At 66.9% G+C, this 24,498-nt stretch carries 24 protein-coding genes and 1 pseudogene; 9 read left to right on the forward strand and 16 right to left on the reverse strand.

Annotation, left to right across the window (positions count from 1 at the left end; genetic code table 11):
- Positions 1 to 6: 6 nt before the first annotated feature.
- The 7 genes from H7I57_RS21250 to H7I57_RS21280 all read right to left on the reverse strand — a co-directional run bounded on the left by H7I57_RS21250 (position 7) and on the right by H7I57_RS21280 (position 7,105).
- Positions 7 to 1,209, reverse strand: a complete 1,203-nt coding sequence (locus H7I57_RS21250; RefSeq protein WP_264025847.1) for a cytochrome P450 — start codon at positions 1,207 to 1,209, stop codon at positions 7 to 9.
- A gap of 124 nt (positions 1,210 to 1,333) precedes the next feature.
- Entirely contained in the window at positions 1,334 to 2,125 is a 792-nt protein-coding gene (locus H7I57_RS21255) for an NAD(P)-dependent oxidoreductase (protein ID WP_264025848.1), read from the reverse strand.
- A gap of 7 nt (positions 2,126 to 2,132) precedes the next feature.
- Positions 2,133 to 2,954 carry an NAD(P)-dependent oxidoreductase gene (locus tag H7I57_RS21260; protein WP_264025849.1) on the reverse strand — a complete coding sequence of 274 codons (822 nt, stop codon included), beginning with the start codon at positions 2,952 to 2,954 and terminating at the stop codon, positions 2,133 to 2,135.
- Positions 2,954 to 3,787 carry an alpha/beta hydrolase gene (locus H7I57_RS21265; RefSeq protein ID WP_264025889.1) on the reverse strand — a complete coding sequence of 278 codons (834 nt, stop codon included), beginning with the start codon at positions 3,785 to 3,787 and terminating at the stop codon, positions 2,954 to 2,956. Before H7I57_RS21265 ends, H7I57_RS21260 begins: the two co-directional genes overlap by 1 nt.
- A gap of 65 nt (positions 3,788 to 3,852) precedes the next feature.
- The gene (locus H7I57_RS21270) at positions 3,853 to 5,499 is read right to left on the reverse strand and encodes a thiolase C-terminal domain-containing protein (RefSeq protein WP_264025850.1); all 1,647 of its coding nucleotides are present in this window, start codon (positions 5,497 to 5,499) and stop codon (positions 3,853 to 3,855) included.
- Positions 5,496 to 5,795, reverse strand: coding sequence for a ferredoxin (locus H7I57_RS21275; RefSeq protein ID WP_264025890.1), 300 nt, complete (start codon positions 5,793 to 5,795; stop codon positions 5,496 to 5,498). The genes H7I57_RS21270 and H7I57_RS21275 overlap by 4 nt, the downstream gene beginning before the upstream one ends.
- A gap of 8 nt (positions 5,796 to 5,803) precedes the next feature.
- Positions 5,804 to 7,105 carry an NADH-ubiquinone oxidoreductase-F iron-sulfur binding region domain-containing protein gene (locus H7I57_RS21280; protein WP_264025852.1) on the reverse strand — a complete coding sequence of 434 codons (1,302 nt, stop codon included), beginning with the start codon at positions 7,103 to 7,105 and terminating at the stop codon, positions 5,804 to 5,806.
- A 36-nt stretch (positions 7,106 to 7,141) separates the two neighbouring features.
- Here H7I57_RS21280 and H7I57_RS21285 point away from each other — a divergent pair, with 36 nt between their 5' ends.
- On the forward strand, positions 7,142 to 7,624 hold the full coding sequence (locus H7I57_RS21285) for a hypothetical protein (protein ID WP_264025854.1): 483 nt from the start codon (positions 7,142 to 7,144) through the stop codon (positions 7,622 to 7,624).
- 40 nt (positions 7,625 to 7,664) lie between these two features.
- On the opposite strand, the gene H7I57_RS21290 is transcribed toward H7I57_RS21285, so the two are convergent.
- Genes H7I57_RS21290 through H7I57_RS21305 form a run of 4 tightly spaced genes read right to left on the reverse strand, consistent with a single transcriptional unit; the run spans position 7,665 to position 11,236 of the window.
- A complete protein-coding gene (locus H7I57_RS21290; RefSeq protein ID WP_264025856.1) occupies positions 7,665 to 8,543 on the reverse strand; it encodes an alpha/beta fold hydrolase in 879 nt (292 codons plus the stop codon).
- A gap of 35 nt (positions 8,544 to 8,578) precedes the next feature.
- The gene (locus tag H7I57_RS21295) at positions 8,579 to 8,968 is read right to left on the reverse strand and encodes a Rieske (2Fe-2S) protein (RefSeq protein ID WP_264025857.1); all 390 of its coding nucleotides are present in this window, start codon (positions 8,966 to 8,968) and stop codon (positions 8,579 to 8,581) included.
- A 3-nt stretch (positions 8,969 to 8,971) separates the two neighbouring features.
- Entirely contained in the window at positions 8,972 to 10,114 is a 1,143-nt protein-coding gene (locus H7I57_RS21300) for an amidohydrolase family protein (protein WP_264025858.1), read from the reverse strand.
- Positions 10,115 to 10,135: 21 nt separating this feature from the next.
- A complete protein-coding gene (locus H7I57_RS21305) occupies positions 10,136 to 11,236 on the reverse strand; it encodes an amidohydrolase family protein (RefSeq protein WP_264025859.1) in 1,101 nt (366 codons plus the stop codon).
- Between the two features lie 267 nt (positions 11,237 to 11,503).
- Between H7I57_RS21305 and H7I57_RS21310 the strand changes: the two genes are divergently transcribed.
- Both H7I57_RS21310 and H7I57_RS21315 read left to right on the forward strand, forming a co-directional pair.
- A complete protein-coding gene (locus H7I57_RS21310) occupies positions 11,504 to 12,523 on the forward strand; it encodes an acyl-CoA dehydrogenase family protein (protein WP_264025860.1) in 1,020 nt (339 codons plus the stop codon).
- On the forward strand, positions 12,507 to 13,682 hold the full coding sequence (locus H7I57_RS21315; RefSeq protein ID WP_264025861.1) for an acyl-CoA dehydrogenase family protein: 1,176 nt from the start codon (positions 12,507 to 12,509) through the stop codon (positions 13,680 to 13,682). The genes H7I57_RS21310 and H7I57_RS21315 overlap by 17 nt, the downstream gene beginning before the upstream one ends.
- Positions 13,683 to 13,731: 49 nt before the next feature.
- Here H7I57_RS21315 and H7I57_RS21320 read toward each other — a convergent pair whose 3' ends face one another.
- The 5 genes from H7I57_RS21320 to H7I57_RS21340 form a co-directional block, all read right to left on the reverse strand.
- Complete coding sequence (locus H7I57_RS21320; protein WP_264025862.1) at positions 13,732 to 14,172, reverse strand: hypothetical protein; 441 nt, start codon at positions 14,170 to 14,172, stop codon at positions 13,732 to 13,734.
- Between the two features lie 80 nt (positions 14,173 to 14,252).
- Positions 14,253 to 15,623, reverse strand: coding sequence for a cytochrome P450 (locus H7I57_RS21325; RefSeq protein WP_264025863.1), 1,371 nt, complete (start codon positions 15,621 to 15,623; stop codon positions 14,253 to 14,255).
- A 49-nt stretch (positions 15,624 to 15,672) separates the two neighbouring features.
- On the reverse strand, positions 15,673 to 15,867 hold the full coding sequence (locus tag H7I57_RS21330) for a ferredoxin (RefSeq protein WP_264025864.1): 195 nt from the start codon (positions 15,865 to 15,867) through the stop codon (positions 15,673 to 15,675).
- Positions 15,868 to 15,877: 10 nt separating this feature from the next.
- The gene (locus H7I57_RS21335) at positions 15,878 to 16,738 is read right to left on the reverse strand and encodes a mycofactocin-coupled SDR family oxidoreductase (RefSeq protein ID WP_264025865.1); all 861 of its coding nucleotides are present in this window, start codon (positions 16,736 to 16,738) and stop codon (positions 15,878 to 15,880) included.
- Positions 16,739 to 16,753: 15 nt separating this feature from the next.
- Positions 16,754 to 17,455, reverse strand: coding sequence for an SDR family NAD(P)-dependent oxidoreductase (locus H7I57_RS21340; protein ID WP_264025867.1), 702 nt, complete (start codon positions 17,453 to 17,455; stop codon positions 16,754 to 16,756).
- A 272-nt stretch (positions 17,456 to 17,727) separates the two neighbouring features.
- Between H7I57_RS21340 and H7I57_RS21345 the strand changes: the two genes are divergently transcribed.
- The 6 genes and pseudogenes from H7I57_RS21345 to H7I57_RS21370 all read left to right on the forward strand — a co-directional run bounded on the left by H7I57_RS21345 (position 17,728) and on the right by H7I57_RS21370 (position 24,495).
- On the forward strand, positions 17,728 to 19,224 hold the full coding sequence (locus H7I57_RS21345) for an aldehyde dehydrogenase family protein (protein ID WP_264025868.1): 1,497 nt from the start codon (positions 17,728 to 17,730) through the stop codon (positions 19,222 to 19,224).
- Positions 19,225 to 19,228: 4 nt separating this feature from the next.
- Positions 19,229 to 20,437, forward strand: a complete 1,209-nt coding sequence (locus H7I57_RS21350; RefSeq protein ID WP_264025869.1) for a CaiB/BaiF CoA transferase family protein — start codon at positions 19,229 to 19,231, stop codon at positions 20,435 to 20,437.
- A 34-nt stretch (positions 20,438 to 20,471) separates the two neighbouring features.
- Positions 20,472 to 21,646 (forward strand): annotated as a pseudogene (locus H7I57_RS21355) (Zn-ribbon domain-containing OB-fold protein).
- A 10-nt stretch (positions 21,647 to 21,656) separates the two neighbouring features.
- Positions 21,657 to 22,823, forward strand: a complete 1,167-nt coding sequence (locus H7I57_RS21360; protein ID WP_264025870.1) for a thiolase C-terminal domain-containing protein — start codon at positions 21,657 to 21,659, stop codon at positions 22,821 to 22,823.
- Positions 22,823 to 23,632 carry an MlaE family ABC transporter permease gene (locus tag H7I57_RS21365; RefSeq protein WP_264025872.1) on the forward strand — a complete coding sequence of 270 codons (810 nt, stop codon included), beginning with the start codon at positions 22,823 to 22,825 and terminating at the stop codon, positions 23,630 to 23,632. The genes H7I57_RS21360 and H7I57_RS21365 overlap by 1 nt, the downstream gene beginning before the upstream one ends.
- A 5-nt stretch (positions 23,633 to 23,637) precedes the next feature.
- Complete coding sequence (locus H7I57_RS21370; RefSeq protein ID WP_264025873.1) at positions 23,638 to 24,495, forward strand: MlaE family ABC transporter permease; 858 nt, start codon at positions 23,638 to 23,640, stop codon at positions 24,493 to 24,495.
- Positions 24,496 to 24,498: the final 3 nt, after the last annotated feature.

A 24,498-nucleotide genomic window follows, 5' to 3' on the forward strand; every position in this document is an offset into this window, starting at 1 on the left:
CTGGTGTCACTTCAGCACCTTCACAGGGACGTGGTGATAGCCGGCCACGTTCTGCATATTGGTCCGCTCCAGTCCGTCGAAGTCGACCTCGAAGCGCGGCATGAAGTCGAGCAGGTACTCGAGGGCGATCGCGCTTTCCATGCGGGCCAGCGCTGCGCCGAGGCAGCTGTGAATGCCATAGCCGAGGCCGAGGTTCTGCGCCTGGCTGCGGTCGCGGTCGATGTCGAACGTCTCGGCGTCGTCGAACGCCCGCGGATCCCGGTTGGCGGAAGCGCCCATCAGGAAGACCGGCTTGTGTGCCGGAATCGTGCCGCTGGGCACTTCGACTTCTTTGAGGCTGTAGCGGACGTTGTATTGCACGGGACCGACGTAACGCAGCAGCTCCTCGACCGCGGCAGGGATCCTGCTGCGGTCGTCGAGCAGCTTCTGCCACTCGTCGGGATGCCGCGCGAACTCCACGACGGCGCTGCCCATCAGCTTGGTCACGGTTTCTGCCCCCGCGCCGCCCAGTAGTGCGGCGAAACCGGTGATCTCGATGTCGTCGAGCATGCGATTGGTGCCGTCGGGACCGGGGATCTCCGCTGCGATGAGCCGGCTGATCATGTCGTCCTGGGGGTTCCTGCGGCGCTCCTGGACCAGACCGTAGTAGTAGATGCCCGACGCGACGTTGGCCTCCATCGCCGTCTCGCTGAGCTCGTTCTGTCCCGGCTCGCACTCCAGGCCCTTGTCGATCCAGTGCCGGACCTGCTGGCGGAACTCCTCGGGTACCCCGGCCATCCGGGTGATCACCTCGACGGGGAAGGGGCCGGAGAAGTCCTGCACGACGTCGAAGTTGTCGGGATCGACCTTGCTGAGATAGTGCTCGACGAGCTCGACCACGGTGTCCCGCTGCGACTGGATGGCGCGGGGGGTGAACGCCTTGTTGAGCAGGCTGCGCATGTGGCGATGGTCCGGCGGGTCCATGAAGATGATCGATTTCTGGGGCGGCTCACCGGCGCGGATCTGAGCCAGATTGCACCCATAGGCGGACGAGAACGACTCATGGTCCTTGAACGCCGCCGCCACGTCGGCGTGCCGGGTCAGCGCGTAGAAGTCCTGTTCCTCGTCGTAGTAGATCGGGGCTTCATCCCGCATCCGCTGATAGATCTCGTACGGATTGTCGAAGTACTCTTGGGCAACCGGGCTGAACACGAGTTTGGGCTTGGTCACTGCGTCCTCCTCGGCGCTGCACACAGGGCCGGATACATTACGGAAACCTGGGAAATTGTAACGCCTATAGTATGCGGCAGATCGTCTCGAAAGTCAGCCGAATCGCAGAGCGGGCATCGGCGCGTCATGCCGACACCGCGCCGTTCACCAGTGCCTCGAGCCGGCCGAGGTCGCCGCCGAGTTCGGCGACGGTGTTGCGCACGACCGCCACGTCCTTGCCGATGAACTCGCCGACGGCGGAGATGAACGCGTCGACCGACCCCGCCGAGGCGATCATGGACAGGACTCGGCTCTGCGCGCTTCCGTGCGTAAGCGCGTTGAGCAGCGGGCCCTCGTCGATTCCGAGCCGCGAGCCCAGCTGAACACCTTCGGCGACCAACCCGATCTGCGCGGCGAACATCGTGTTGTTGACGAGCTTGACCAGTTGTCCGGATCCCGTGCGTCCGGCATGCAGGATCGGGTCGCCGTAGGCGGCGAGCAGTGGCCGAACTCGCTCGACCGCGTCATCGGAACCCCCGACGAACAGCGTCACCGAACCCGCGGCGATGTCGTGGGGGCCCCCGCTGACCGGCGCATCGACGACGTCGACGTGGTCGAACCGTGCGGCGATCGACTGAGCGGTCCTGGGGCTTCCGGTGGTGTGTAGGACAAGGACGGCCCCCGGCCGCATCCGTCCCACCAGATCGCCGTCGAGGCACACTTGTTTGACCTGATCGTCGGTGAACACGCAGATCACCACAGCGTCGGCATCGACGCAGACTTCGTCGGTCGTCGCGACCGGCTGTGCACCGAGGTCTGTGACGGCCGCGCGCTTTTCGTCGGTGCGCCCGAGCACCCGTACCTCGTGGCCGGCATCCGCGAGGCGACGCACCATCGGCGCGCCCATCCGGCCTGCGCCGACGAACCCGATTCTCATGAGGCCCTCACGAGCGGCTGTGGTCCATCAACGTCAGCGCCGTGTCCGCCACCGTGAACACCGTGCCCTCGGGCGCCGAGACGTGCTTGGCCAGGCTCGCGGCGTGGCGCACGTCCTTCTGCAGCAGCGCGCCCGCGATGGGTGCGAGCGCTTCGAGGCTGCCGCCGAACATCGTGATGCTGCCGACCGCCTTGCTGGTGGCAGAGCCGCGGTGAAGGACCTCGCAGAGTCGGTCGCGGGGGATGCCGAGTGCGTCACCCAGCTCCAGAGTGCTCATCGCCGCACCGAGATTCGCGCTGAACAACAGGTTGTTGAGGATCTTCGCGACCTGACCGCTACCCAGCGCACCGAGGTGGACGATCGCATCGGAGTAGGTCGCGAACACCGGGCGAACCTTGTCGACCACGTCGTCCTCGCCACCGACCATGACCATCAACGTGCCCTGCTCGACCGCGGGCGCGCCGCCGCTGACCGGGGCGTCGATCACGGTGACGCCCTGTGCGGCAGCGAGATCGGCCAACTCGCGGCAGGTGTCGGGATGGACGGTGCTGTGGATCGCGACGATCCCGCCGGGCTCGAGCCCCGCCAGCACACCGGACTCTCCCGTCAACACCTCGTGCACGTCGTCGTCGCCGACGACGCACAGGCACACCAGGTCGCTGGCCGCCGCGAGCTCTGCAGGTGTGGACGCCACCTTGGCCGCGGTGTCGGCGTAGGGCTCGACCGAGGCGGGTCTGCGCGCCCACAGCGTCAGCTCGAAACCACCCTCGACGATCCGGCGTGCCATCGGCCCGCCCTGACTGCCCAGCCCGATGAATCCGACCCTCATCAACCCGCCTCCGCTTGCTCTTGATCGCGGCCACGAGCGCCTGCGATGCATTCCTCGATGAACGACATGACGTTCCGGTGGTACGTGTCGGCGCTCAGACCGACGCTGAGATTGTGTCCGCTGTCCGCCATTTCGTTGAGGAGCACGCGGGGTGCGTCGGTGAAGAGCGCCGTCACGGCGCCGAGCGCCTCGGGCGTGGACTCCCAGACGCTCTCGTGGTCGGCGACGCTGAACTGCACGGGCACCTCCACGCGCGCGGCGATCTCGGGAAAATCGCGCCGTGCCCAGTTCGCCGTGACCGCCGCCTCGTAGGCCACCCCAGGTGCCGAGAGCGCCCCGGTCAGCACTTCGGCCGGATACAGCTCGGTGGGTTGCCACAACAGATCTCGCAACCCCGCCGGCCGTGACGTGACAGTGGCCTCGCTGATGATGCTCTTGGCGGTATCGCTGTACCGCAGCCCGGTGCCCGCCAGCTCGATCCCGACGACGTCGGGCCGGGATGTCGCCATCCGCAGCGCGAGCTCGCAGCCCGCGGAGTGGCCGACGAGGAAAAGGCCGGCGCCGCGGTCACCGTCGGCGAGAATCCTGTCCACCGCCGCGAACGCGGCGGCGACGCGGCGGGCGGGGTCGGCGAACTCGCCCGCGTACACCGCCGACGCGCCGTACCCCGGGCGGTCCAGGGCGATCGCGGTGAAACCCCGTGCCGCAGCGGACCGCAGCAGCGACAGGCGCGGATGGCCGGGGCAGTCGAAGTACGCCGACGACGTGGCGCCACCGTGCACCGCGACGATGACCGCACGTGCATCCTGCACCTGCGAGACCAGTCCCGACATCGGCACACCGTCGACGAGCACAACTCGCGGACGGGGGACGGTCGCCGGGACCTCCTCGGGGACCGTCACCCGTCGGCTCGCAGAAGCATCACGCCGCTGGGGGTCAGCCCACCGCTGCTGGCCACCGCGACGCGGGCACCGGGAACCTGCCTGTCACCGGCTTCGCCGCGCAACTGCGTGACCGCCTCGTGGATCAGCCCCATGCCGTGGGTGCGGCCGTGCGACAGCTGGCCGCCGTGCGTGTTCAGCGGGATGATCCCGTCGCGGGCGATGGCCTTGCCGCCGTCGAGGAAGTCCTTCGCCTCGCCGATCCCGCAGAAACCCAGCCCCTCGAGCCAGGACAGGCAATTGAACGTGAACCCGTCGTAGAGTTCTGCGACATCGACATCCTTGGGCCGCAACGATGTTCGCGACCACAGGTGGGCGGACTGGCCCAGCACCTGCGGTTCGTGGGTGAGTGTGGTCTGGTCCCAGTCGAGCCGCTCGATGATCTGGGTTCCGACCGCCTCGAACCGCACCGGCGGCTTGGCCAGATCCTTGGCCACGTCCACCGCCGAGACGATGACCGCGACCGCGCCGTCACAGGGCACGTCGCAGTCGTACAGTCCGAACGGGGTGGTGATCATCCGCGCGGACAGGTAGTCGTCCATCGTCATGGGATCGCGATAGATGGCGGTCGGGTTGAGCGCGGCGTTGGCACGCTGGTTCAGCGCGATCCAGCCCAGCGTCTCGCGGGTGGTGCCGTAGCGGTCGAAGTGCCGACTTGCGTTCTGCGCCAACACGTGTGCTGCCGAGACCGCCCCGAACGGGTGCTGCCAGCTGGAGGTGCGCGCCCCCATCGGAGGGGACATCTTGCCCTCCTTCACCAGCTGGCCGAACGTCGCCTCCCACAGGGTGCGGAAGCACAACACGTGGCGGGCCATACCGGTGGCGACCGCCATCATCGCGGCGATCACCGAGCCGCCGGGGCCGAAGGTGTCCATGCCGCCGTTGATCCAGGTGGGCCGCAGCCCCAGGGCGCCCTCGAGTGCGCTCACCCCGCCTTCGCCCATGCCGGCCATGTCGAGGCCGGGATAGGTGGACAACCCGTCGATGTCGTCGTAGGTGAGCCCCGCGTCCGCCACCGCTTGTTCGCAGGCCGCGATCGTCAGAGACAGGGGTGGAACCATCTGCCTGCGACCGATCGTCGACATGCCGATGCCCGTGATCGCCGAGTGCTCCTCGAACTTCTTCTTGGTGAGCATCGGTCGGACGTACTTGGCGAACTGCTCCGGCGGAATCTCGTCGGTGGGCATCGCGGCGGGCGTGGACTGGTCGGCGGCCGGCTTGAACAGCGGCAGCCACACGTCCTCGGCCTGCTGGAACGTCACCTCGACGGGTTGCCCGAGGGCGAGGTCATCGGGGTCGGCGTCGATGATGTTGGTGGTCAACCGAACTCGGGGGTCCTCGGCGAGTGCGACCTCGGCCACGACATAGGGCGGTGGCATGTCGGGGAAGCCGAAGCGGTGGTTGACGGTCAGTCCGGCGAGCGTCGCCCTGCCCGAGACGACACGCACGCCCATCTTGGTGTCGCGGCAGTAACGGCACACCGGCACGGGTGGATGGATCAGCGACTGGCAGCTCAGACACTCCTGGATGCGCAGCCGGCCATCGGCCCCCGAGGTCCAGAAGAACTCGTTCTGCGCGGTGAGCTGGGGTAGTGGTCTGGTCACCGAACGAACTCCGAGATCGCTTCGCTGTGTTCGCTGTTCAAGTGGGGCTCGATGGCTTCCTCGGAAGCGGCGCCCGGCGCCGGCTGGCCGAGCGGTCCGTGCTCACCCAGTTCGATTATGGCGTGCACCGGACAGTCCATCAGCGCCCGCATCACCGCGTCACGATCGGCCTCGCGGACGCTGCCGTCGCCGATGAGCGACGCGTAGCCCCAGTCGTCGAGTGAGAAGTACTCCGGAGCATGTCTGGCACAGATGCCGAACCCGTCGCACATCGTGCGGTCCAGTTTGATCTTCATCGGCTCGCTCACGAAACCGCCTCCACCTCGTAGGGTCGCAGAGCCTTGTACGCGTCGGCGCGGCACGCATCGCAGTCCCCGGCCAGATGCCGGGCGACATCGGTCGGGAAGGCCCTCAGCAGGCTGGCCGCGACGTTCGTGGCCGCGTCCAGCGTCGCGCACGCACCGCGGCCCCGGAGCACCACCGACCACCGTTCCAGACGGGTCAGGTCGTCCTGGGCGGCTGCGCCATCGCGCAGCGCGGAGGTCACCGCGGACATCGCCGCGGTGCCGTTGAAGCACGAGCCGCACTGGTCGGCGTTCTCGCGGTCGAAGTACGCCATCACCGACGCGGCGATCGCGACCGGGCAGTCGTCGGTGATGAGCGAGACGGCGCCGCAACCGAGTCCGCTGTTGAGCCGGCGCATGGACTCGTGGTCGAGCGTCGCGTCCAGCACCTCACGGTTCAGCAGGCCCGCGAAATAGCCGCCCATCAACACGCCCTTGAGGCCGTCAGCGGGAACCTGATGCTGCTCGAGCAACTCGGTGACCGGCGTGCCGTGCGGGAGCTCGTACAGAGCCGGGGGCTTGCCGCCGCCGGTCACGGTGGCCAGGAACGTGCCGGGGGAGGCCGAGGTGCCGCGCGCCCGGAAGGCGTCGCTCCCGTGGCGCAGGATGAATGGCAGGTTCGCCAGCGTCTCCACGTTGCCGACCAGAGTGGGCCGTTTGCCGATGCCCTCCTCGAACGGGCGCGGAGGTTTGTCGGTGGGCTTGGCGGGACCGCCGTTGACTGCGCGTACCGCGGCGGTCTCCTCGCCGGCGACGTAACCGGGCTCGACTGCAACCACCCTCACCGCGAGGTCATCCGAGGGTGCGCTGTCCAGCGCGGTGGTGAGTGCGTGGACCGCGTGTGTGTCGGAGACGTAGACGTAGGCCTGGTCCGCGCCGACGATTCGCGCGGCCAACCGGACACCGTCGAGAACGAGGTGCGGCCGGTTGCGCAGCAACCACTTGTCCTTGACGGAGGCGGGTTCGCCCTCCTCGCCGTTGGCGAGCACCACCGTCGGAATGCCGGCACGGCCCGCGTCGCGCACCGTGCGCAGCTTCACCGCAAGCGGAAACGCGGCGCCGCCGCGGCCGAGTAGCCCACTGCGATCGACCTCCTCGAGCAGCGCGTCCGGATCATCGAGCGCTTGATAGCCACCCGACTGCACGTACGCGACGTGATCCTCGATCTCGGCGCCGTCGGAGACCCGCAGCAGGCGCGGGGTCAGGCCGGGCCAAACGGTGACGGTCAGCCGGGTGGCCAACCCATTGTCTGTGGTGGTCATGATCGGGCCTTCCTGCCCGCGGATAGGCTGGCGGGCATGAGAACTGCGGTGGTGCGAGTCGACGTCGACCCGTTGGCGCTGCTGGCGCCGGACCAACTACGCGAGGGCATGGCAACGCTCGGCGGGTTGGCTGCGGAGCACGGCGCGGAAGTCGTCGACGCCGACCTCGCGGTGATGCCGACGAACCGCAGGCAGGTCGAAGTGCTCATCGCCGGTGATGACCCCGACGAACTCAAGCGCACCGCGGTGGATTGGTGTGTCACCGCGTTCGGCGGCTTCGGCACCCGGCCGTCGGCGGGTGTTCTGACCTACGTCAGCAGGGGCACCGACGACGATGCGCAGGGGGTGTTGGCGGGCCTCGGCCTGCGCGGTGAGATCGAGCGCACCGCCACCGAGAACGGCTGGGACATCGTCAGGGTGACGCTGCTCAAATCCGACCTGCGGCGGGTCCCCGAGAGCCGGGTGCACACCGCGCTGGAGGCCTCCCTGAATTGCGAGGTCCACATCGTCACCGTCTGAGCGCTGCGTCGTCACGCCATGTCCTCGATCGCCGCGTCCGTCATTTCGATTTTTTCAGGAAGTCGAGGATCGCTGGCGCGGCCTGCACCCAGGTGTCGAACATGTTGAAGCGCTTGACCTTTCCTGAAGCGCGCGCCTCACCGGCGCGTTCCCAGGCGTCTTCGGGCCATGGCGGGTCGATGACCTTCGAGCCCTTGATCAGGCAGCTCACCTCCAGCGAGGTGCGCTTGGGGTGATCGAGGTCGTTCTCCCCACCCCGGATGATGAGTGTGGGCACGGTGATGTTGTCGAACATCTCGTCCTCGACGCCCGGGATGGTCTGGCCCGGCTTCGGCACGAAGGCATTGAGCCAGCGCAGCATCAACTTGAGGAACTGGTCGGGATCCTGGGCCGCGAAACGGGCCTCGTTGTCCGGGATCTCGGCGATGCGTTCCTGCCATTCGGCCACATTGGCGACGGCCTTCATCCCCGCCCCACGCACCGCGAGGATGCTCGGGACGATGTAGTAGGACCCGAGCACGAACGAGCCGTACACGCCGCCGACGATGTTCCATACCACCAGCTTCTTCACCAGCTCGGGGTAGAGCATGGTGGTGAGCATCGAATCCCGTGCGCCCCCTGACCCTCCGGCGATGATGCACGGTCCGATGTCGAGCTTGGTGATCAGCTGCTGCAGGGTCTCGGCACGCATGTGCGATTCGCTCTGGCCGTAGAACTGGACATCGGACTTGCCACAGTTGGGCCTGTCCCACAACAGGACCCGGTAGCCACCATCGACGAGTTTGCGCGCCAGCGGCTTCAGGCCCGGGATGTCCTTGCTGAACCGGCCACCCGGGGTGAGGACGATGAATTCACCCTCTTTGCCCAATATTTCGTAGACGACGTTGCCGCCGTTGATCTCGATCTTCTTGTCGGGCAACTTCTCTCCGATTTTCTCTGTGCTCGAAGTGCGGTCTAGGCCTGTACGAGGACGTCGTTGCCGACGACCCGGACGGGGTAGGTGCGGATGCTCCATTCCGGCTTGACCGCGGTGGTCCCGGTGGCGAGCTCGAAACCCCACTGGTGCCAGGGGCAGAAGATGTACTCCAGGTCGCGGACCATCACCGCGTCACCGGGCACGCTGTCGTCGACGATGTTGAGGCCACGTGCCCGGCCCGAACACAGCGGGCCGCCCTCGTGCGGGCAGTAGTTCGCGATGGCGTAGAACGTGCCGTTGACGTTGTACACGCCGACACCGTGGCGCCCGATGGGCACCAATTTGTGTGTGCCGGGGGGAATCTCGTCGACAGTGGCCACGACGTGTTCACGCCCCTGCGCCAGGCGGGGCGGCTTCGGTTCAGTCATCGGTTAGAAGACCCGGACCTGACCCTCGAGCGCCGGCACGGTGTCCGGCAGCTTGTAGGTCTCGATGCCGTTGCGGAACATGATGGCCTCGCGGGCGTGCTCCGGCAGATGCTTGACCAGCCAGCGCGGGTCGTCGAACGTCCAGTGCGGGTAGTCGCTGCTGAACAGCAGGATCTTCTCGCACTCCATCCACTCGAAGGCCCGGGTCAACTCGGTCTTGTCCTCGGGGTAGTCCAGCGGTTGGGTGGTGAACTTGATGTGGTCCTTGATGTACTCGCTGGGCTTGCGCTTGATGTCCATCCACGACCTGCGGGCCTCGTAGATCGCGTCCATGCGCCACATCAGCGGCAGGATCCAGGTGAACGCGTGCTCGACGAACACGATCTTCAGGTTGGGGTGGCGGTCGAACGTGCCGTCGAAGATCAGGCTCATCACCTGGTTCGCCGCCAGCAGCGAGTACGTGACCATGAAGTCGTGGTTGTAGCTGGGCAGTCCGACCGGCGGCATCGGCAGTTCGTCGTAGTGGCTGCGTGACAGGTGACAACTCACGGTGATGTCGTGCTTGGTGGCGGCGGCCCAGATGGGGTCGTACTTGGGGTCGCCCCAAGAGGGACGGGGTTCGGCCTTGATCAGGATCTGCGCCATGTACGGATGCCCGGCCCAGCGTTCGATCTCGGCCACACTCTTTTCAGGCTCCTCGATGGCCAGGCAGATTGACCCGCGCCACCGCTCGTGCCAGTTGTTGTGGCTGTCGAGCCAGTGGTTGGCCTGCCAATCGTTGAGCGCGCAGTTCATCGCGTGGTTGGCTTCGGGAATCCGCGCCGGGTAGGCCGCGGGTTCCAGAATCGCGATGTCAGAGCCGGCCTCCATTATCAGCTGCTTGAAGGCCAGATCAGGGTCACTGCAGGCGAACTCGCCGTCCGGGGGGAAGGTGTCGAGGCGCATCGCATAGGAGTGCGCGTAGTCGGGTGCGTCGTAGTAGATCTGGTCGCCGACCTTGTGCGTGCCGAAGTACTTGCTGCGCCAGGGTTCGGGAATGTACTGACCAAGATCGCCGCTGCGGGGCGCCGGATGGACGTCGGAATCGACGCACCGGACGGCGATGCGCTCGGCAGCAGGTACCCGTGGATTGGCTGTGGTGGTCATGGTGTTGCCTCCTCGTTCCCTCTACTGTGCCCCAGCGGCGGACGCAATGACCGGGCTTTGGATCCCGTACAGCTCTGCGGCATTTCGCCAGCACAACTTGTCGCGCTGCTCGGCGCTGTACGCGCTGGGCACCGACAGCTCGTTGAGCTGCCAGTGCGGATAGCTCGAGCCGTACATCACCATGTCGTCCTTGCCGGTGAAGCCGGCCCACTCACCGGCGAAGTCGACGTCCCCAGGTCCGTCGAGGCTGCCCTGCACGAAGAAGACGTGGCCGGGCAGGTAGTCACTGGGCATCTTCGGCGCCCACGGCGTCTGCTCGAGGTGCGGCCTGCCGAAGCAGTCCATGCGCCACATGAACGGTGTCAGCAGGTCCGCGGCGCCGTCGGCCCAGACGAACCTCAGCGAGGGCATCCTCTCGAATACCCCCTCCGCGATCATGTTCATCAGGTGGTACAGGAAGTTCATCGCCGTGAAGCCGACGAACTGCTCGTAGGTGCGGGTCAGCCCGTTCGGTGTGGGCGGCAGCATCACGCCGGACCCGACCTCGAAGTGCACGGCGACGGGGAGGTCCGCCTCCACCGCGGCCTCCCACAGCGGCCAGAACTGGGGCTTGCCGTAGAGCTCACGAGACTGCAGGGGCACACCCAACTGAACGACGCGGGGATGGTCCTTGTACTTGTCGATCTCGCGCAATGCGCCTGTTACGTCGTCGGGGTTGACCCGGATGGTGCCGCGGAACCTGTCGCCGAACTCGGCGTGCTCCAGCCAGCGGGTCACCATCATCTCGTTGTGAGCGGCGGCGATCGCGGTGCCGAGGTGCCGGTCGGGCATGATGCCGCGGGTCATCGGGTGCAGGATCGCGACGTCGACGCCGCGGTCGACGAAGAGGTGCTGGGCCGCCACCGCCGGGTCGGATCCCGGGTATTGCCGATCCGGTCCCTCGGTGCCCTTCGCATATTCGCCGCCAGGGGCGCCGTACCAGTCCATCTCGTAGTCCGGGAAGCCGCGGCTGCGGAACGGCTCGCGCATGAAGTTCTGACGCAGGTCCTTGTTGGACTGGGTGAAGATGTGCACGCTGGTGTCGATGACCGGGACCTTCACCCCGTCACTGAGTTCCTTCACAAGGGGTTGTCCTTCACTCGGCGTCCATCCTTCGATCTCCGCACGGCCGAGTGCGCGGCCGTGGACGTCTCCAGTGTAGATCGTTGTTCTTCTAAAGCAAGAATTCTGTTCTCCAGCAGAGTGCTTAACGTCTTCCCTGGTAGACCCCGCTGCTGATCGGTCGCTCAGCTTCTCGATTGTGAAAACGAATACCCCCATCATGAGAATGACGACACCGGATGCGAGAATGCTATTCTCGCATCACAGCCGGTCAGAGGAGGCGTACGGGTGCTACTCGAGTTCGATGCGGATCAGCGGCTGTGGCAGGAGACCGTGCGCGACGCGGTGTCCAAGCAATGCCCGGCCTCGCTGATCCGCGACATCGCGGAGAACGGCGTCGACCCGGCGCCGCTGTGGAACAGCTACGTCGAGGCGGGATGGACCGAGCTCACGGATCAGGAGAACGCCGTCGAGTTGGCGATCGTCCTCGAGGAGCTCGGACGGGCCACCGATCCGACGCCGCTGCTGGCCACCCTGACCCAGTACGCACCTCTGGTGGGTGAGCGTTTCGACCCGCTCTGGGCCGGGGCCGCCGTCTACAGCGGGGTGACCGCCGTCCGGGACGCCGAGGGCTGGGTGCTGACCGGCACCGACCGCTTCGTGCTCGACGGAGACCGTGCGGAGCGCATGGCCGTCGTGACACCCGCCGGTGTCTTCTGCGTGGATCGGCAGACCGACTCCGTCGACAATCCGGCCATCACCACCCGGCGCGTCGACGTGTTCGACCCGGTACTGCACGTCGCAGAGGTGTCGTTCGCCGGCGTGCACCTGGCCGACACCGAACGCCTGCCGGTGGACACCGAGCGCGCCCGCCACGTCGCGCTGATGGGCATGGCGATCACCATGGTCGGGGCGTGCCAGCGCATTCTCGACCTGGCGCTCGAGCATGCCAAGAGCCGTCAGCAGTTCGGCGTCGCGATCGGCACGTTCCAGGCGATCCAGCACAAGGCCACCGACATGTTCATCGCCATCGAGCGGGCCCGCGCACTGTCGTACTTCGCGGCGCTCACCATCGCCGCGGATGACCCGCGTCGGCGCCTCGCGGCCGCCATGGCCAAGGCCGCGGCGGGGGAGTGTCAGGCGCTGGTGTTCCGTCACGGTCTCCAGATGTTCGGCGCGATGGGCTTCACGTGGGAGAACGATGTGCAGTTCGCGCTCAAGCGGGCCAAGGCAGGCGAGCTGATGCTGGGCGGGGCCGCCGAGCATCGCGCGATGATCGCGGAGGAATTTGATGCAACTGACCTTTGACAGCGACGTCGAGGAGTTCCGCGCCGAGTTCTCCGCCTTCCTCGACGAGCACACCCCCTCAGCGGCCCAGACACTGGAGCGTCCACGCTCGGTGTCGCACATGCCGCAGTGGGCGCGCGACTGGCAGCGCAAGCTGTTCGACAACGGCTGGCTGCTGCCCGCGCAGCCGCCCGAGTTCGGTGGGCGCAACGCCTCTGTGCTGCAGACCTTCGTACACGCCGAGGAACTGTGCCGGCGCCGGATCTATCACAGCTTCAACCCGCAGGGCGTCAACATCATTGCGGCATCGCTGCTGACGTTCGGCACCGACGAGCAGAAGCAGCAGTGGGCGGTTCCGGTGCTCAAGGGGGAGCGCACCGCGTCACTGGGCATGAGCGAGCCGAGCGCGGGTTCGGACCTCGCGTCGCTGCGCACCCGCGCGGTACGCGACGGGGACTACTTCGTGGTCAACGGCCAGAAGGTGTGGACGTCCGGTGCCCACGACGCCGACTTCCTGCTGACGTTCGTGCGCACCGACTTGGATGCGCCCAAACACAAGGGCATCAGCGTGCTGCTGATCCCGACCGATCTCGAGGGCGTGGTGTGCCGCCCCTTCCCCGACATGACCGGAATCGACAACCTGGACTTCAACGAGGTGTTCTTCACCGACGTGCGGGTGCCCGCCGAGAACCTCGTCGGCCCGCTCAACGGCGGCTGGGGGGTGGCCAACGGGTCACTCGGCCACGAGCGCACCATGATGTGGCTCGGCTTCGCCGATCGAATCGCCAACTGCGTCGCCGACTTTCGCCCGAAGAACGCCCTCGAGCGCGACGAGTTGGCGAGCACCATCATGGACTATCAGGCGCTGCGCCTGCTGGGTTCGGTCGGGCTGGCGAAGGCAGCGCGCGGCGAGGTCGACGTCGCGTCGGTGTCGATCCCCAAACTGTTCGGCGCCGAGGCCGAGCAGCGTGCACTGCACAATGCGCTGCAAGCTGCGGGACCCGACGGCCTGGTCCATCCCGCGACCTCGGGACCGTACGAGCACATGAACCTCGACCACTACTTCGCCAGCTGGTTCGAGCGCTACGCCCGCAGCTTCGGCGGCACGATCGCCGGTGGCACCTCGGAGATCCAGCGCAACATCATCGCCCAGCAGGTGCTCGGGCTGCCCCGCCGCTAGGGATTCGGGTGTCGCTGGTCAACGTCAGCGTGACCAACTACACCGAAAATCACAGGCGCTGCAGTTTGAACGTCCAGAACTGGTGTCCGGGCGGGCCATTGAAGCAGCCCACGTTGTACACCGAGTCGATGGTTCCGACGAGGGTGGTCGCGTCCCAGGAATAGGTTTCGCGGGTCGGTAAGCGCTGACCGGGGCACAGTAGGCCGTCGGGTACATCGACAGTCAAGGTGTAGCGGTTGTCGGGCCCCAGAAAGGCCTTGCCGCCGTAGTAGGCGTAACGCTGCAGGCGCGGCCGCGCCCCGATCTGGACGCAGTCGGTCGACTTCTCCGGGATGCACGCCGCGACGAACCACAGCCACGAAGCATCCGAGTAGCGGTTGGTCTGCAGGTCATAGTTGCCCAACTGCATTGCAGCCGACGACTGCGGCGCAAGCAGCGTCGCTGCCGCCATGAGCGCGGCCGTCCCGGCCCCGATCTTGCTGAGCTTCATGACCCTCTGCTGCCCTTCTTTGACTACCGACCAGTGCTCATCGAACCACCTCGCCGCGAACCGTGGGCCGGATCGGCCCCTTAATCGATGACGGCGGCTTCCTTGCGCTCGGTGATCGGGCGCGCGAGCTCCTGCTCGTCGCAGATTCGCTGGAGCTTCTCGAGCGTCTCGTCGAGCCCGGGCCCCAGCGGCTTGCTCGGCGTGAACGTGGCGGGAAGGTTGCGCATGCCCTGGATGACGCCGATGCTGTCGTAGTGCACGGTTCCCTCGGGATCGCACACGTAGTCGGGCATCCGGTCGAGCACCGCGGTCAACATCGACTTGAACACGGTGCGGGCGACGTTCGAACCCACGCAGCGGTGCACTCCGATGCCGAAGCTGAAGTGCCGGTTGCCCTTCCGGTCCAGGACAACCTCGTTCGGCTTGTCGAACACCGAGGGGTCGCGGTTGGCCATCGCCCAGGACAGCCACAGCCGCTCGTACTTCTTGAAGTGCTGACCCTCGACCTCGACGTCGTCGGCGAACGTCCGTCCGTCACCGGGAGCCGGGGTGAAGAACCGCAGGAACTCCTCGGTGGCGGGATCCAGCAGCGTGGCGCGTTCCCGGCTGAGGCGCTCGCGCTCGTCGGGGTCCTCGCCGAGCCATTCCAGCGCGTGCGCGGTGAGTGCGGTGGTGGTGTCGAAGCCGCCGCCGATGATCAACCCCAGGTTGCCCAGGATCTCCATGTCGGGCGCGGGCTCGCCGTCGATCCGCAACTGCAGCAACGCATTCACCAGACCCGGCCGGGGATTCTCGCGGATCTCCATCATGTTGGTGATGAGATCGAGGCCCATCTCGCGGTGCTGCTCGTTGATCTTCTCCCGCTCGGGAGCGTGCTCAGGCGTGTAGACCGAGGCGTGGGTGGGCTCGCTGTAGACGTTCCACTTCTTGAGCTCGATGCCCATCATCGCCAGGGTGAACACCGCGGGCACCACGTTGGCCAGGTGTTCGACGAAGTCGATGCTGCCCGACTCGATGTGCTCGTCGAGTGCGGCGCGGGCGATCTCGTCGACGAACGGCTCCCACCGCTTGATCGCCGCCGGCGACAGGTAGGGATTCAGCGCGCCGCGGTAGGTGCTGTGCTCGGGTTCGTCCATCTCGAGGATGCCGCCGCGTACGACGGTGGCGCGGCTGGCCTTCGGAATGGTGATCCCCTGGAAGGGGGTTTCACCGCTGATGTCATGGTGGTTGGACACCGCGGGGCAGCGTGCCAACTCGAAGACATGCCTGCTGTCGGCGGCCACCCAGTGGCCGCCGTACGTGTCCGTCCACGCCATCGGGCACTTCGTCTGCATCTCTTCGGTGATCTTCTCGAACTGCAGCCGGTACTCCGGCGTGTGCCGGTCGAAGTGATAGGTGTTCTGCTTGCGGCTGTCGTCGGCGGTGCCGTTCACGACGTCGTCGACACTCAAGGCACTAGTCTCCCTGCACTTGGACAATTCCTGACAGCGACCGAAGTCGTCATTCCTCGATCGAGATGGCTTGTTCCGGACAGGATTGCGCCGCCTCGCGGACCGCGTCCTGCTGATCCGCCGGGACGATCTCGTTGACCGGTGAAGCGGTCCCGTCGATGTCGCTGAGCTCAAAGGAATCCGGGGCGATCATCGAGCACAGCGTGTGCCCCTGACACCGATCGGAGTCAACCCAAACCTTCATGAGTTTCTCCCTAGGCGTGGTAGTCGTACCACTTCAGATAGCCGCCCGCGTCGACGCGCAGCTGCATGCCGGTGACGTAGCGGGCCTCATCGGACACCAGCCAGAGAATGGCGTTGCTGATGTCCTCCGGTTCGATGAAGTTGACCTTCATCGCCTGTTGCACGCCGAAAACCGGTTCGGCGTCGGCGCGGGTCGGGTTCTCCAGATCGGGCCGGAAGGATTTGTACATCGGCGGGCTCTGCAGCATGTCGGTGTTGCAGTTCGTCGGATGCACCACGTTGGCGCGGATGCCCCGCACCGCCAGCTCGGTCGCGAGGTCGTGAACGTATTGGGAGAGCAGCCGTTTGGACGTCATGTAGGCCATGCCTCCCGGGTCGTTGCCCGGGTTCGGCTTGCTGTGCGCGTCCATCAGTGCCGCGGTCGAACCGGTGGCGACGATCGAGGCACCCTCCTTGAGGTGGGGCAGCGCGACCTGGATGGCGTTGATCGTTCCGATCAGGTTGGTGTTGATCACGTCGGTCCAGGCCTGCATGGGCGGATTGCCCTTCATGCCCGCGATGCCCGCCTGCGCGACGACGATGTCCGGGCCGCCGAGCTGGGCGATGCCGTCCTCGAGCGCCTTCTTCAGTTGCGCGGCGTCCCGCACATCCGCCTTGGCCGTGACGATGCGCTGCCCGGTCTTCTCGACGAAAGCCGCCGTCTCGTCGAGGTCTTCGGGAGTGGCCATCGGGTACCCGATGGTGTCGAAGTTCTCGCACAGGTCGACGGCGATGATGTCGGCGCCCTCCTCGGCGAGGCGTACGGCGTGGCTGCGCCCCTGACCTCGCGCTGCCCCGGTGATGAAGGCGACTTTTCCTTCAACGCGTCCCATATATGGATGTCCTTCCTAGGTGTTCCGGCCGCCGTTGACGCCGAGGATCTGACCGGTGATGTAGCCGGCCTCCTCCGAGATGAAGAATGCGCACGCGGCCGCGATGTCCTCGGGGCGGCCCATCCGCCGCACGGGGGTGGCCTCGATCTGCTTCCGCGTATCACCGAGGAACCCGCGCTTCTCCGCTTTGCGCAGCATCGGGGTGTCGATGAAGCCGGGTGGGACGGCGTTGACGGTGATCCCGTTCGGGCCGCACTCCAGCGCCAGGGACTTGGTCAGGCCGTTGACCGCCGACTTGGCGGCGACGTAGGGCGCCATGAGGGGTTGGCCGGAGTGCGTGCTCGACGACGAGATGTTGATGATGCGGCCCCAGCCCGCCTCGATCATGTCCGGCAGCACGGCCTGTGTGCAGTGGAAGACGCCGTTGAGGTTGACGTCGATGACCTTCTGCCAATCCTCGAACGACAACTCGGTGAAGCGTTTGAAGCGGTCCAGACCGGCGGCGTTCACCAGCACCGTGACCGGCCCCAGTTCCGCCCGGATCTCCGACAGCGCTGCGTCGACGGCAGCCCGGTCGGTCACGTCGGCGGTGTAGGAGAACTCAGCCTCGCCCGGGTTCAGGTCGATCGTGGCGACCTGCAAGCCGTCGGCCAGCAGGCGTTCCGCAATGGCGGCCCCGATACCCGAACCGCCTCCGGTGACAACACCGTTCTTCACGCGCAGCACTCAGCCATCAAGAATCATCCTTCCGATTATGAGAACCGTACTCTCGCAAGGCGCTCCATCGCAAGACATGATTGAGCATCTGTTCGCACTGGTGAGACATTCGGAGGCCTATTGTTGCACCGTTCACCGCTGGCAGCCGCGGTTCGCGTCGATTTCTTGAGTTCTCATCCTGCGAATGTATGATTCGCCGGTGATGAGAATGCAGTTTCCATCACATCGGCCCACATCACCGCTCTGACGAAGCAGCTCTCCTGAGGAGGACGATGCAGGAAACAGCCACGATCTCGGACGACGCCGGCAGCGCCGCCGCCGAGCCGGGCCGGCCCACGCGCCGACTCTTGATCGATGGACGCCTGGTCGAGACCGAGCGGATGTTTCCTTCGCTCAACCCGGCCACCGGTGAGGTGATCGGCCACGCCCCCGACGCCACCGTGGCCGATGCCGAGGCCGCGGTCGCCGCCGCGCGCAGGGCCTTCGACGCCGGCGATTGGTCGACCAACACCGAGTTCCGCATCCACTGCCTCGAGCAGTTGCACCAGGCCCTGATCTCACATCGCGACGAGCTGGCGGCGCTGACGATCGCCGAGGTCGGCGCAACCGAGTCGCTGTGCCAGGGAGCCCAGCTCGATCAGCCGATCGACATCGTGGCCTACTACGCCGACCTGCTGAAGACCTACCCGCTGACCGAGGACCTCGGAAACATCACCAGCCGGGGCATGCTGCACCACCGCTGGGTCGAGAAGGAAGCGGCGGGCGTCGTCGCGGCGATCATCGCCTACAACTACCCCAACCAACTGGCGCTGGCGAAGCTGGCGCCCGCACTGGCCGCCGGCTGCACCGTCGTGCTCAAGTCCGCGCCCGACACTCCGCTGATCACGCTGGCGCTCGGTGAACTGATCGCCGAACACACCGACATCCCGGCCGGCGTCGTCAACGTGCTCGCCGGCGCCGACCCGGCCGTCGGGGCCGCGCTGACCACCAGCCCCGGCGTCGACATGGTCACGTTCACCGGGTCCACACCGACCGGCCGGGCGATCATGGCCGCCGCCAGCGACACGCTGAAGAAGGTGTTCCTCGAGCTCGGCGGCAAGTCAGCCGCGATCGTCCTCGACGATGCCGACTTCGGCACCGCCGCGCTGTTCTCCGCGTTCAGCATGGTCACCCACGCCGGGCAGGGCTGCGCGCTGACGTCCCGCCTTCTGGTGCCCGAGCAACACAAGGACGAGATCGTCGAGCTCGTCAAGAACAACTTCGGCTTGGTGCGGTTCGGGAATCCGGCCGACCCGTCCACCTACATGGGCCCACTGATCAGCGCCAAGCAGCGCGACAAGGTCGACGGCATGGTCAAGCGCGCCGTCGAAGCCGGCGCCACGCTCGTGACCGGGGGAGAGAAGGTGGACCCCGGCTACTTCTATAGCCCGACACTGCTGGCCGACGTCGACCCCGACAGCGAGATCGCGCAGGAGGAGGTCTTCGGCCCGGTGCTGGCGGTCATCTCGTACACGGACGACGACGACGCCGTGCGCATCGCCAACAATTCGATCTACGGCCTCTCGGGCGCCGTGTTCGGCAGCCAGGACCGCGCGCTCGCGGTGGCCCGGCGCTTCCGTACCGGCACGTTCTCCATCAACGGCGGCAACTACTTCAGCCCCGACAGCCCGTTCGGCGGGTTCAAGCAGTCGGGCATCGGCCGGGAGATGGGCAAGGCCGGGCTCGAGGAGTTCCTGGAGGCCAAGACCTACGCGACGGTGGTGAGTTGATCAGATGAGCAAGCCTCTTGATGGAATCCGCGTCCTCGAGGTCGCGATGTACGGTTTCGTCCCGTCCGCGGGCGCGGTGCTCGCCGAGTGGGGCGCCGACGTCGTCAAGGTGGAGCACGCCGTCACCGGTGACCCGCAGCGCGGACTGCGCCAGACCGGGCTGCTGCGCGTCGAGGGCGATCCGAACCCGAACATCGAGCACGCCAACCGGCTCAAGCGCAGCATCGGGCTGGACATGTCGGTGCCCGAGGGTCGAGAAGTCCTGCTGGAGCTGGCCAAACGAGCCGACGTCTTCCTGACCAGCTTCCTGCCCGGCCATCGGCAGAAGTTCGGCATCGACGTCGACGACATCCGCGCCGTCAACCCGTCGATCGTGTACGCCAGGGGCAGTGCGCTGGGTCCGCGCGGCGCGGAGTCGGTCAAGGGCGGCTACGACATGACCGCGTTCTGGTGCCGGGCAGGCACCGCGGCAACGATCACCCCACCCGGTACCCCCGGCATGGTCGGCCCGCCCGGGCCCGCCTACGGCGACACCATCTCCGGCACCAACCTCGCAGGCGGCATCGCCGCGGCGCTGCTCAAGCGCGAGCGCACCGGTGAACCGTCGGTCGTCGACGTCTCCCTGCTCGGCAGCGGGCTGTGGTCGATGGGCCACACCGTCGCGTTGACCAAGCACCTCGGACAGCGCATGGCGGCGTTCCCGCCCGGGGTGCACGGCTCACCGATCAACCCGCTCGTCGGTCTGTACGCCACCGCCGACGACCGCTACATCTCCTTCGTGATGATGCAGCCCACCAAATTCTGGGCCGACGTGTGCCGGCACATGGATCTCGAGGATCTGGCCGACGATCCGCGCTTCGCGACCGCCGAGTCGATCGCCGAGAACACCGAGGCCGCCACCGAAATCCTCAGCGAGGCCATGAAGAAGCGTCCGCTGGTCGAGTGGAGCGAGCGCTTCGCCACCCTGGCCGGGCCGTGGGCACCGGTGCAGGACACGCTGCAGGCGGCTGAGGACGCCCAGGTCCGGGCCAACGAATACCTGGTGCAGGCAGGCGAACTCGAGCTCGTCGCCAACCCGGTACAGTTCGACGTCGCCGCACCGACCTCAGGACCGGCGCCCGGCTTCGCCGAGCAGACCGACGAGATCCTGCTCGAACTCGGATTGGATTGGGACCGCATCATCGAGCTCAAGACGGCCGGCGCCGTCACCTGACCGCCGCCGCCCACACCCACCTGGAGAGACCTTCATGCCCTACGTCGCATCCGTCGGCACGTACCTGCCGTGCTGGGGTTCGCCCCTGCACCGGGTTGCCGGCGATGACGAGGACGCCGTGACGATGGCCGTCGAAGCGGGCCGTGCCGCGCTCGCGGGCGCTGGAGGCGTGGAGCGGGTGGTGCTGGTCAGCCGCGACCTGCCGCTGCTGGAGAGCAGCAACGCGGCGGTGTTGCTCGCGGGCCTCGGGCTCGACCCCGAACTCGAGGTCGACGAGCGTCTCGGCGGAGCGCCTGCGACCGTCGATGCGTTGAGCTCCGCACGTCCGCGCACGTTGATCATCGGCGCCGACCTCGAACCCGCGGGGGCGGCTGCGATCGTGACCTCCGAACGCGGCCTTCGGGTGCGCACCGCCGCGCGCGTGGCACACAGCCTTCCGGTGCGTACCCGCAACGCGACGGGCGACGTGCACGACTACGGCGACCCGCGGCTGTTGCACGAACGCGGCCTGGTCGCATCGCTGGCGGCGGCGTGGCTCGACACTTCGGTCGCGGTCGCCGGTGTCGACCATCAGCGCGCACTCGACCTGTGCCTGGGCGATCCCCCCGTGCTGCCGACCGCGGGTGCCAGCTCGAGTCTGTTCGCCCTCGCCGGCCTCACCGAGCGCGGCGTCAGCGGTCCGCTGGTGGCCGTCGAACAGGCCATTCTGTCGGGCATCAGCGTCGGCGGCGGCACCGCTCGGATTCAGCGCAGAAAACCGGCCTCGCAGCCCCTGCCCGACGGCAGCTTCGTCGGCGACGTCGACATCCCGATCTCGCTCGCGGCTTATGAGCGCGCGTTCGAGGCCAAGGTCCGTTGGGAGGCAGGGAGCTTCGGCGACTCCGGCGAGCTGGACTTCCCGCCTCGCTACCGGGTGGGCGACGACGGCGCCCTGGCCACCGGCTACGAACTGGTCCCGCTGCCACGGACCGGGACCGTCTACACCGAGACCACCGTGCACATTCCGGTGCCGGGACTGCGGACCCCGTATTCGTTGGTCATCGTCGAGCTCGACGAGGTCGGGGTGCGGGCGTTGGTGAAAGTCACCGGGGCGCGCCGGGCACGGTGGACATCGGGGACCGCGGACGGCTGGCGCTGCGCCGCGTGGCGGTGCGGTCCGGTGTTCCGGACTACGGCTATGCGTTCGAGCCGGAGCGGGTGGCGGCATGAGGGTCGAGGCATGAGGAGGGTCGCGATCGTAGGGGCGGGGATGACCTCGTTCGCCGAGCATTTCGCGCTCGGCATCAAGGACCTGTTGCCGATGGCGTTCGCCGAGTGCGCGGGCAGCGTCGACAAGGGGCTCATCAAGACCGATCTACAGGCGGCATGGTTCGGTGCGATGGGCACCGCGGACGGCTTCCCTTCGGGCATCCTGGCAGACACCCTCGGCCTGCCTGAGCTCCCGGTGAGCCGCGTCGAGAACTCCTGTGCGACCGGACATGATGCCATCCGCAACGCGCTGTTCGGCGTCGCCTCAGGGGCATTCGACGTCGCGCTGGTGATGGGGGCGGACAAGCTGCGCGACACCACATCGGCGGACATGCTCTGGGAGTGGGAGGCCATGGCACGCGACATGGCCTGGGATTACCCGCTCGGTCTGGTGGCACCCGCAGGATTCGCTCTGCATGTTCGCCGATATCTCCACGAATCCCCGGCAACTGAAGAACACTTAGCCATGGTGGCGGTCAAGAACCACCGCCATGGTGTGAACAACCCTAAAGCGCGACTGCGCTTCGAGATCACGATGGAGCAGGCCCTGAACGCACCGACGTTGGTGACCCCGTTCCGGTTGTACGACTGCGCGCCCCAGAGCGACGGCGCCGCGGCGTTGGTGATCGCTGCCGAGGACGTCGTTGATCGATTCACCAACAGGCCGGTCTGGATTCGGGGCGTGGGGCTGGGGCTGGATTCGGTGCTGCATCAGCACAAGCCCGACATGACGACGTTCCCCGCGACCACACGCGCGGCCAAGCAGGCGTTTACGATGGCGGGCATGTCCCCGGTCGACGTCGAAGTCGCCGAGGTGCACGACTTCCTCACCGGGATCGAGCTGATGAGCTATGAGGACCTCGGGTTCGCTGAGCCGCTGGGCGGCTACAAGCTTCTCGAGGCCGAGGTGACGAGCGTGGGCGGTTCGCTGCCCGTCAACCCCAGCGGAGGTTTAAAAGCCAAAGGTCACCCGCCGGGCGCCACAGGTGTGACACAGTGCGTCGAGTTGTTTCAACAATTGCGGGGGGAGGCCGTCAACCAGGTGGACGGTGCTCGAATCGCGCTGGCGCACAACATCGGCGGGCCGACGGCGGTGTCGGCGGTGACGATCTTAGAGGGATCAGGAGGACCCCGTTGATGGCTGTCAAGGGGCCCGAACGCTGGTCGACCGGGATCGCGTTGCCGAACGGGTTGTCGGGCGCGATGCAGGCCGTCGGCGGGTTCTTCTCGATGGCATTGGACGCCGTGCGATTCGTGTTCCGGCGGCCGTTCCAGTGGCGCGAGTTCCTGGAGCAGTCATGGTTCGTCGCGAAGGTGTCGATGGCGCCGACGTTGCTGGTGGCCATTCCGTTCACGGTGCTGGTGAGCTTCACCCTGAACATCCTGCTGCGGGAGTTGGGGGCGGCGGACCTGTCCGGCGCGGGTGCGGCGTTCGGCGCGGTGACCCAGGTGGGTCCGTTGGTGACGGTGCTGATCGTGGCCGGGGCGGGGGCGACCGCGATGTGCGCCGATCTCGGGTCGCGCACCATCCGTGAGGAGATCGACGCGATGGAGGTGCTGGGCATCAACCCGGTGCAGCGTCTGGTCACGCCGCGGATGCTGGCCTCCGGTCTGGTGGCACTGCTGCTCAACAGCCTGGTGGTGATCATCGGCATCCTGGGCGGCTACTTCTTCTCGATCTTCGTCCAGGACGTCAACCCGGGTGCGTTCGCCGCCGGCATCACGCTGCTGACCGGGGTGCCCGAGGTCATCATCTCGTGTGTCAAGGCCGCGTTGTTCGGTCTGATCGCGGGGCTGGTGGCCTGCTATCGCGGGTTGACCATCACCGGCGGCGGCGCCAAGGCGGTGGGCAATGCGGTCAACGAGACCGTGGTGTACGCCTTCATGGCGCTGTTCGTCATCAACGTGGTGGTCACGGCCATCGGCATCCGGATGACGACGGGATAGCGGCCATGGGTACTTCTGCGCTTGTTCGGGCGCGGTTTCCGCGGGTGATCCGCAGTGCTGGCCGACCGGTGGCGTGGCTGTCGCGCATCGGTGATCACACCCTGTTCTACGGCCGGTCGCTGGCCGGGGTGCCGCACGCGGCGGTGCACTTCCGCAAGGAGATCATCCGACTGATCGCCGAGATCTCCATGGGCGCTGGCACGCTGGCGATGATCGGCGGCACGGTGGTGATCGTCGGGTTCCTGACTCTGGCTGCCGGCGGCACGCTGGCGATTCAGGGCTACTCGTCGTTGGGCGACATCGGCATCGAGGCGCTGACGGGCTTTCTGGCGGCGTTCATCAACGTGCGTATCGCCGCGCCGGTGGTGGCCGGCATCGGGCTGGCCGCGACTTTCGGCGCTGGGGTGACCGCGCAGTTGGGCGCGATGCGGATCAACGAGGAGATCGACGCGCTCGAGTCGATGGGTATCCGACCCGTGGAGTATCTGGTCTCCACCCGGATCGTGGCCGGGATGGTGGCGATCACGCCGCTGTACTCGATCGCGGTGATCCTGTCGTTCCTTGCGTCGCAGTTCACCACAGTGGTGTTGTTCGGGCAGTCCGGCGGGCTGTACGACCACTACTTCGACACCTTCCTCAACCCGATCGACCTGTTGTGGTCCTTCCTGCAGGCGGTGTTGATGGCCATCGCGATCCTGTTGGTGCACACGTATTTCGGCTATTTCGCCTCCGGCGGTCCCTCGGGTGTGGGCGCGGCGGTGGGCAACGCGGTCCGTACCTCTCTGGTTGTCGTGGTCTCGGTGACGCTGCTTGTGTCGCTGGCGATCTACGGCTCCAACGGCAATTTCAACCTGTCAGGCTAGGGG

It is taken from the genome of Mycolicibacterium pyrenivorans (genome assembly GCF_025821625.1).
GTDB lineage: Bacteria > Actinomycetota > Actinomycetes > Mycobacteriales > Mycobacteriaceae > Mycobacterium > Mycobacterium pyrenivorans.

What these genes read in the sequence shown, in the direction of transcription:
- H7I57_RS21330 (WP_264025864.1), bottom strand. Translation starts at nt 15,867, where the DNA reads ATGAAGGTTTGGGTTGACTCCGATCGGTGTCAGGGGCACACGCTGTGC.
- H7I57_RS21320 (WP_264025862.1), bottom strand. Translation starts at nt 14,172, where the DNA reads ATGAAGCTCAGCAAGATCGGGGCCGGGACGGCCGCGCTCATGGCGGCA.
- H7I57_RS21265 (WP_264025889.1), bottom strand. Translation starts at nt 3,787, where the DNA reads ATGTCGGGACTGGTCTCGCAGGTGCAGGATGCACGTGCGGTCATCGTC.
- H7I57_RS21365 (WP_264025872.1), top strand. Translation starts at nt 22,823, where the DNA reads ATGGCTGTCAAGGGGCCCGAACGCTGGTCGACCGGGATCGCGTTGCCG.
- H7I57_RS21360 (WP_264025870.1), top strand. Translation starts at nt 21,657, where the DNA reads ATGAGGAGGGTCGCGATCGTAGGGGCGGGGATGACCTCGTTCGCCGAG.
- H7I57_RS21370 (WP_264025873.1), top strand. Translation starts at nt 23,638, where the DNA reads ATGGGTACTTCTGCGCTTGTTCGGGCGCGGTTTCCGCGGGTGATCCGC.
- H7I57_RS21300 (WP_264025858.1), bottom strand. Translation starts at nt 10,114, where the DNA reads ATGACCACCACAGCCAATCCACGGGTACCTGCTGCCGAGCGCATCGCC.
- H7I57_RS21315 (WP_264025861.1), top strand. Translation starts at nt 12,507, where the DNA reads ATGCAACTGACCTTTGACAGCGACGTCGAGGAGTTCCGCGCCGAGTTC.
- H7I57_RS21280 (WP_264025852.1), bottom strand. Translation starts at nt 7,105, where the DNA reads ATGACCACCACAGACAATGGGTTGGCCACCCGGCTGACCGTCACCGTT.
- H7I57_RS21260 (WP_264025849.1), bottom strand. Translation starts at nt 2,954, where the DNA reads ATGAGGGTCGGATTCATCGGGCTGGGCAGTCAGGGCGGGCCGATGGCA.
- H7I57_RS21335 (WP_264025865.1), bottom strand. Translation starts at nt 16,738, where the DNA reads ATGGGACGCGTTGAAGGAAAAGTCGCCTTCATCACCGGGGCAGCGCGA.
- H7I57_RS21275 (WP_264025890.1), bottom strand. Translation starts at nt 5,795, where the DNA reads ATGAAGATCAAACTGGACCGCACGATGTGCGACGGGTTCGGCATCTGT.
- H7I57_RS21285 (WP_264025854.1), top strand. Translation starts at nt 7,142, where the DNA reads ATGAGAACTGCGGTGGTGCGAGTCGACGTCGACCCGTTGGCGCTGCTG.
- H7I57_RS21350 (WP_264025869.1), top strand. Translation starts at nt 19,229, where the DNA reads ATGAGCAAGCCTCTTGATGGAATCCGCGTCCTCGAGGTCGCGATGTAC.
- H7I57_RS21255 (WP_264025848.1), bottom strand. Translation starts at nt 2,125, where the DNA reads ATGAGAATCGGGTTCGTCGGCGCAGGCCGGATGGGCGCGCCGATGGTG.
- H7I57_RS21295 (WP_264025857.1), bottom strand. Translation starts at nt 8,968, where the DNA reads ATGACTGAACCGAAGCCGCCCCGCCTGGCGCAGGGGCGTGAACACGTC.
- H7I57_RS21345 (WP_264025868.1), top strand. Translation starts at nt 17,728, where the DNA reads ATGCAGGAAACAGCCACGATCTCGGACGACGCCGGCAGCGCCGCCGCC.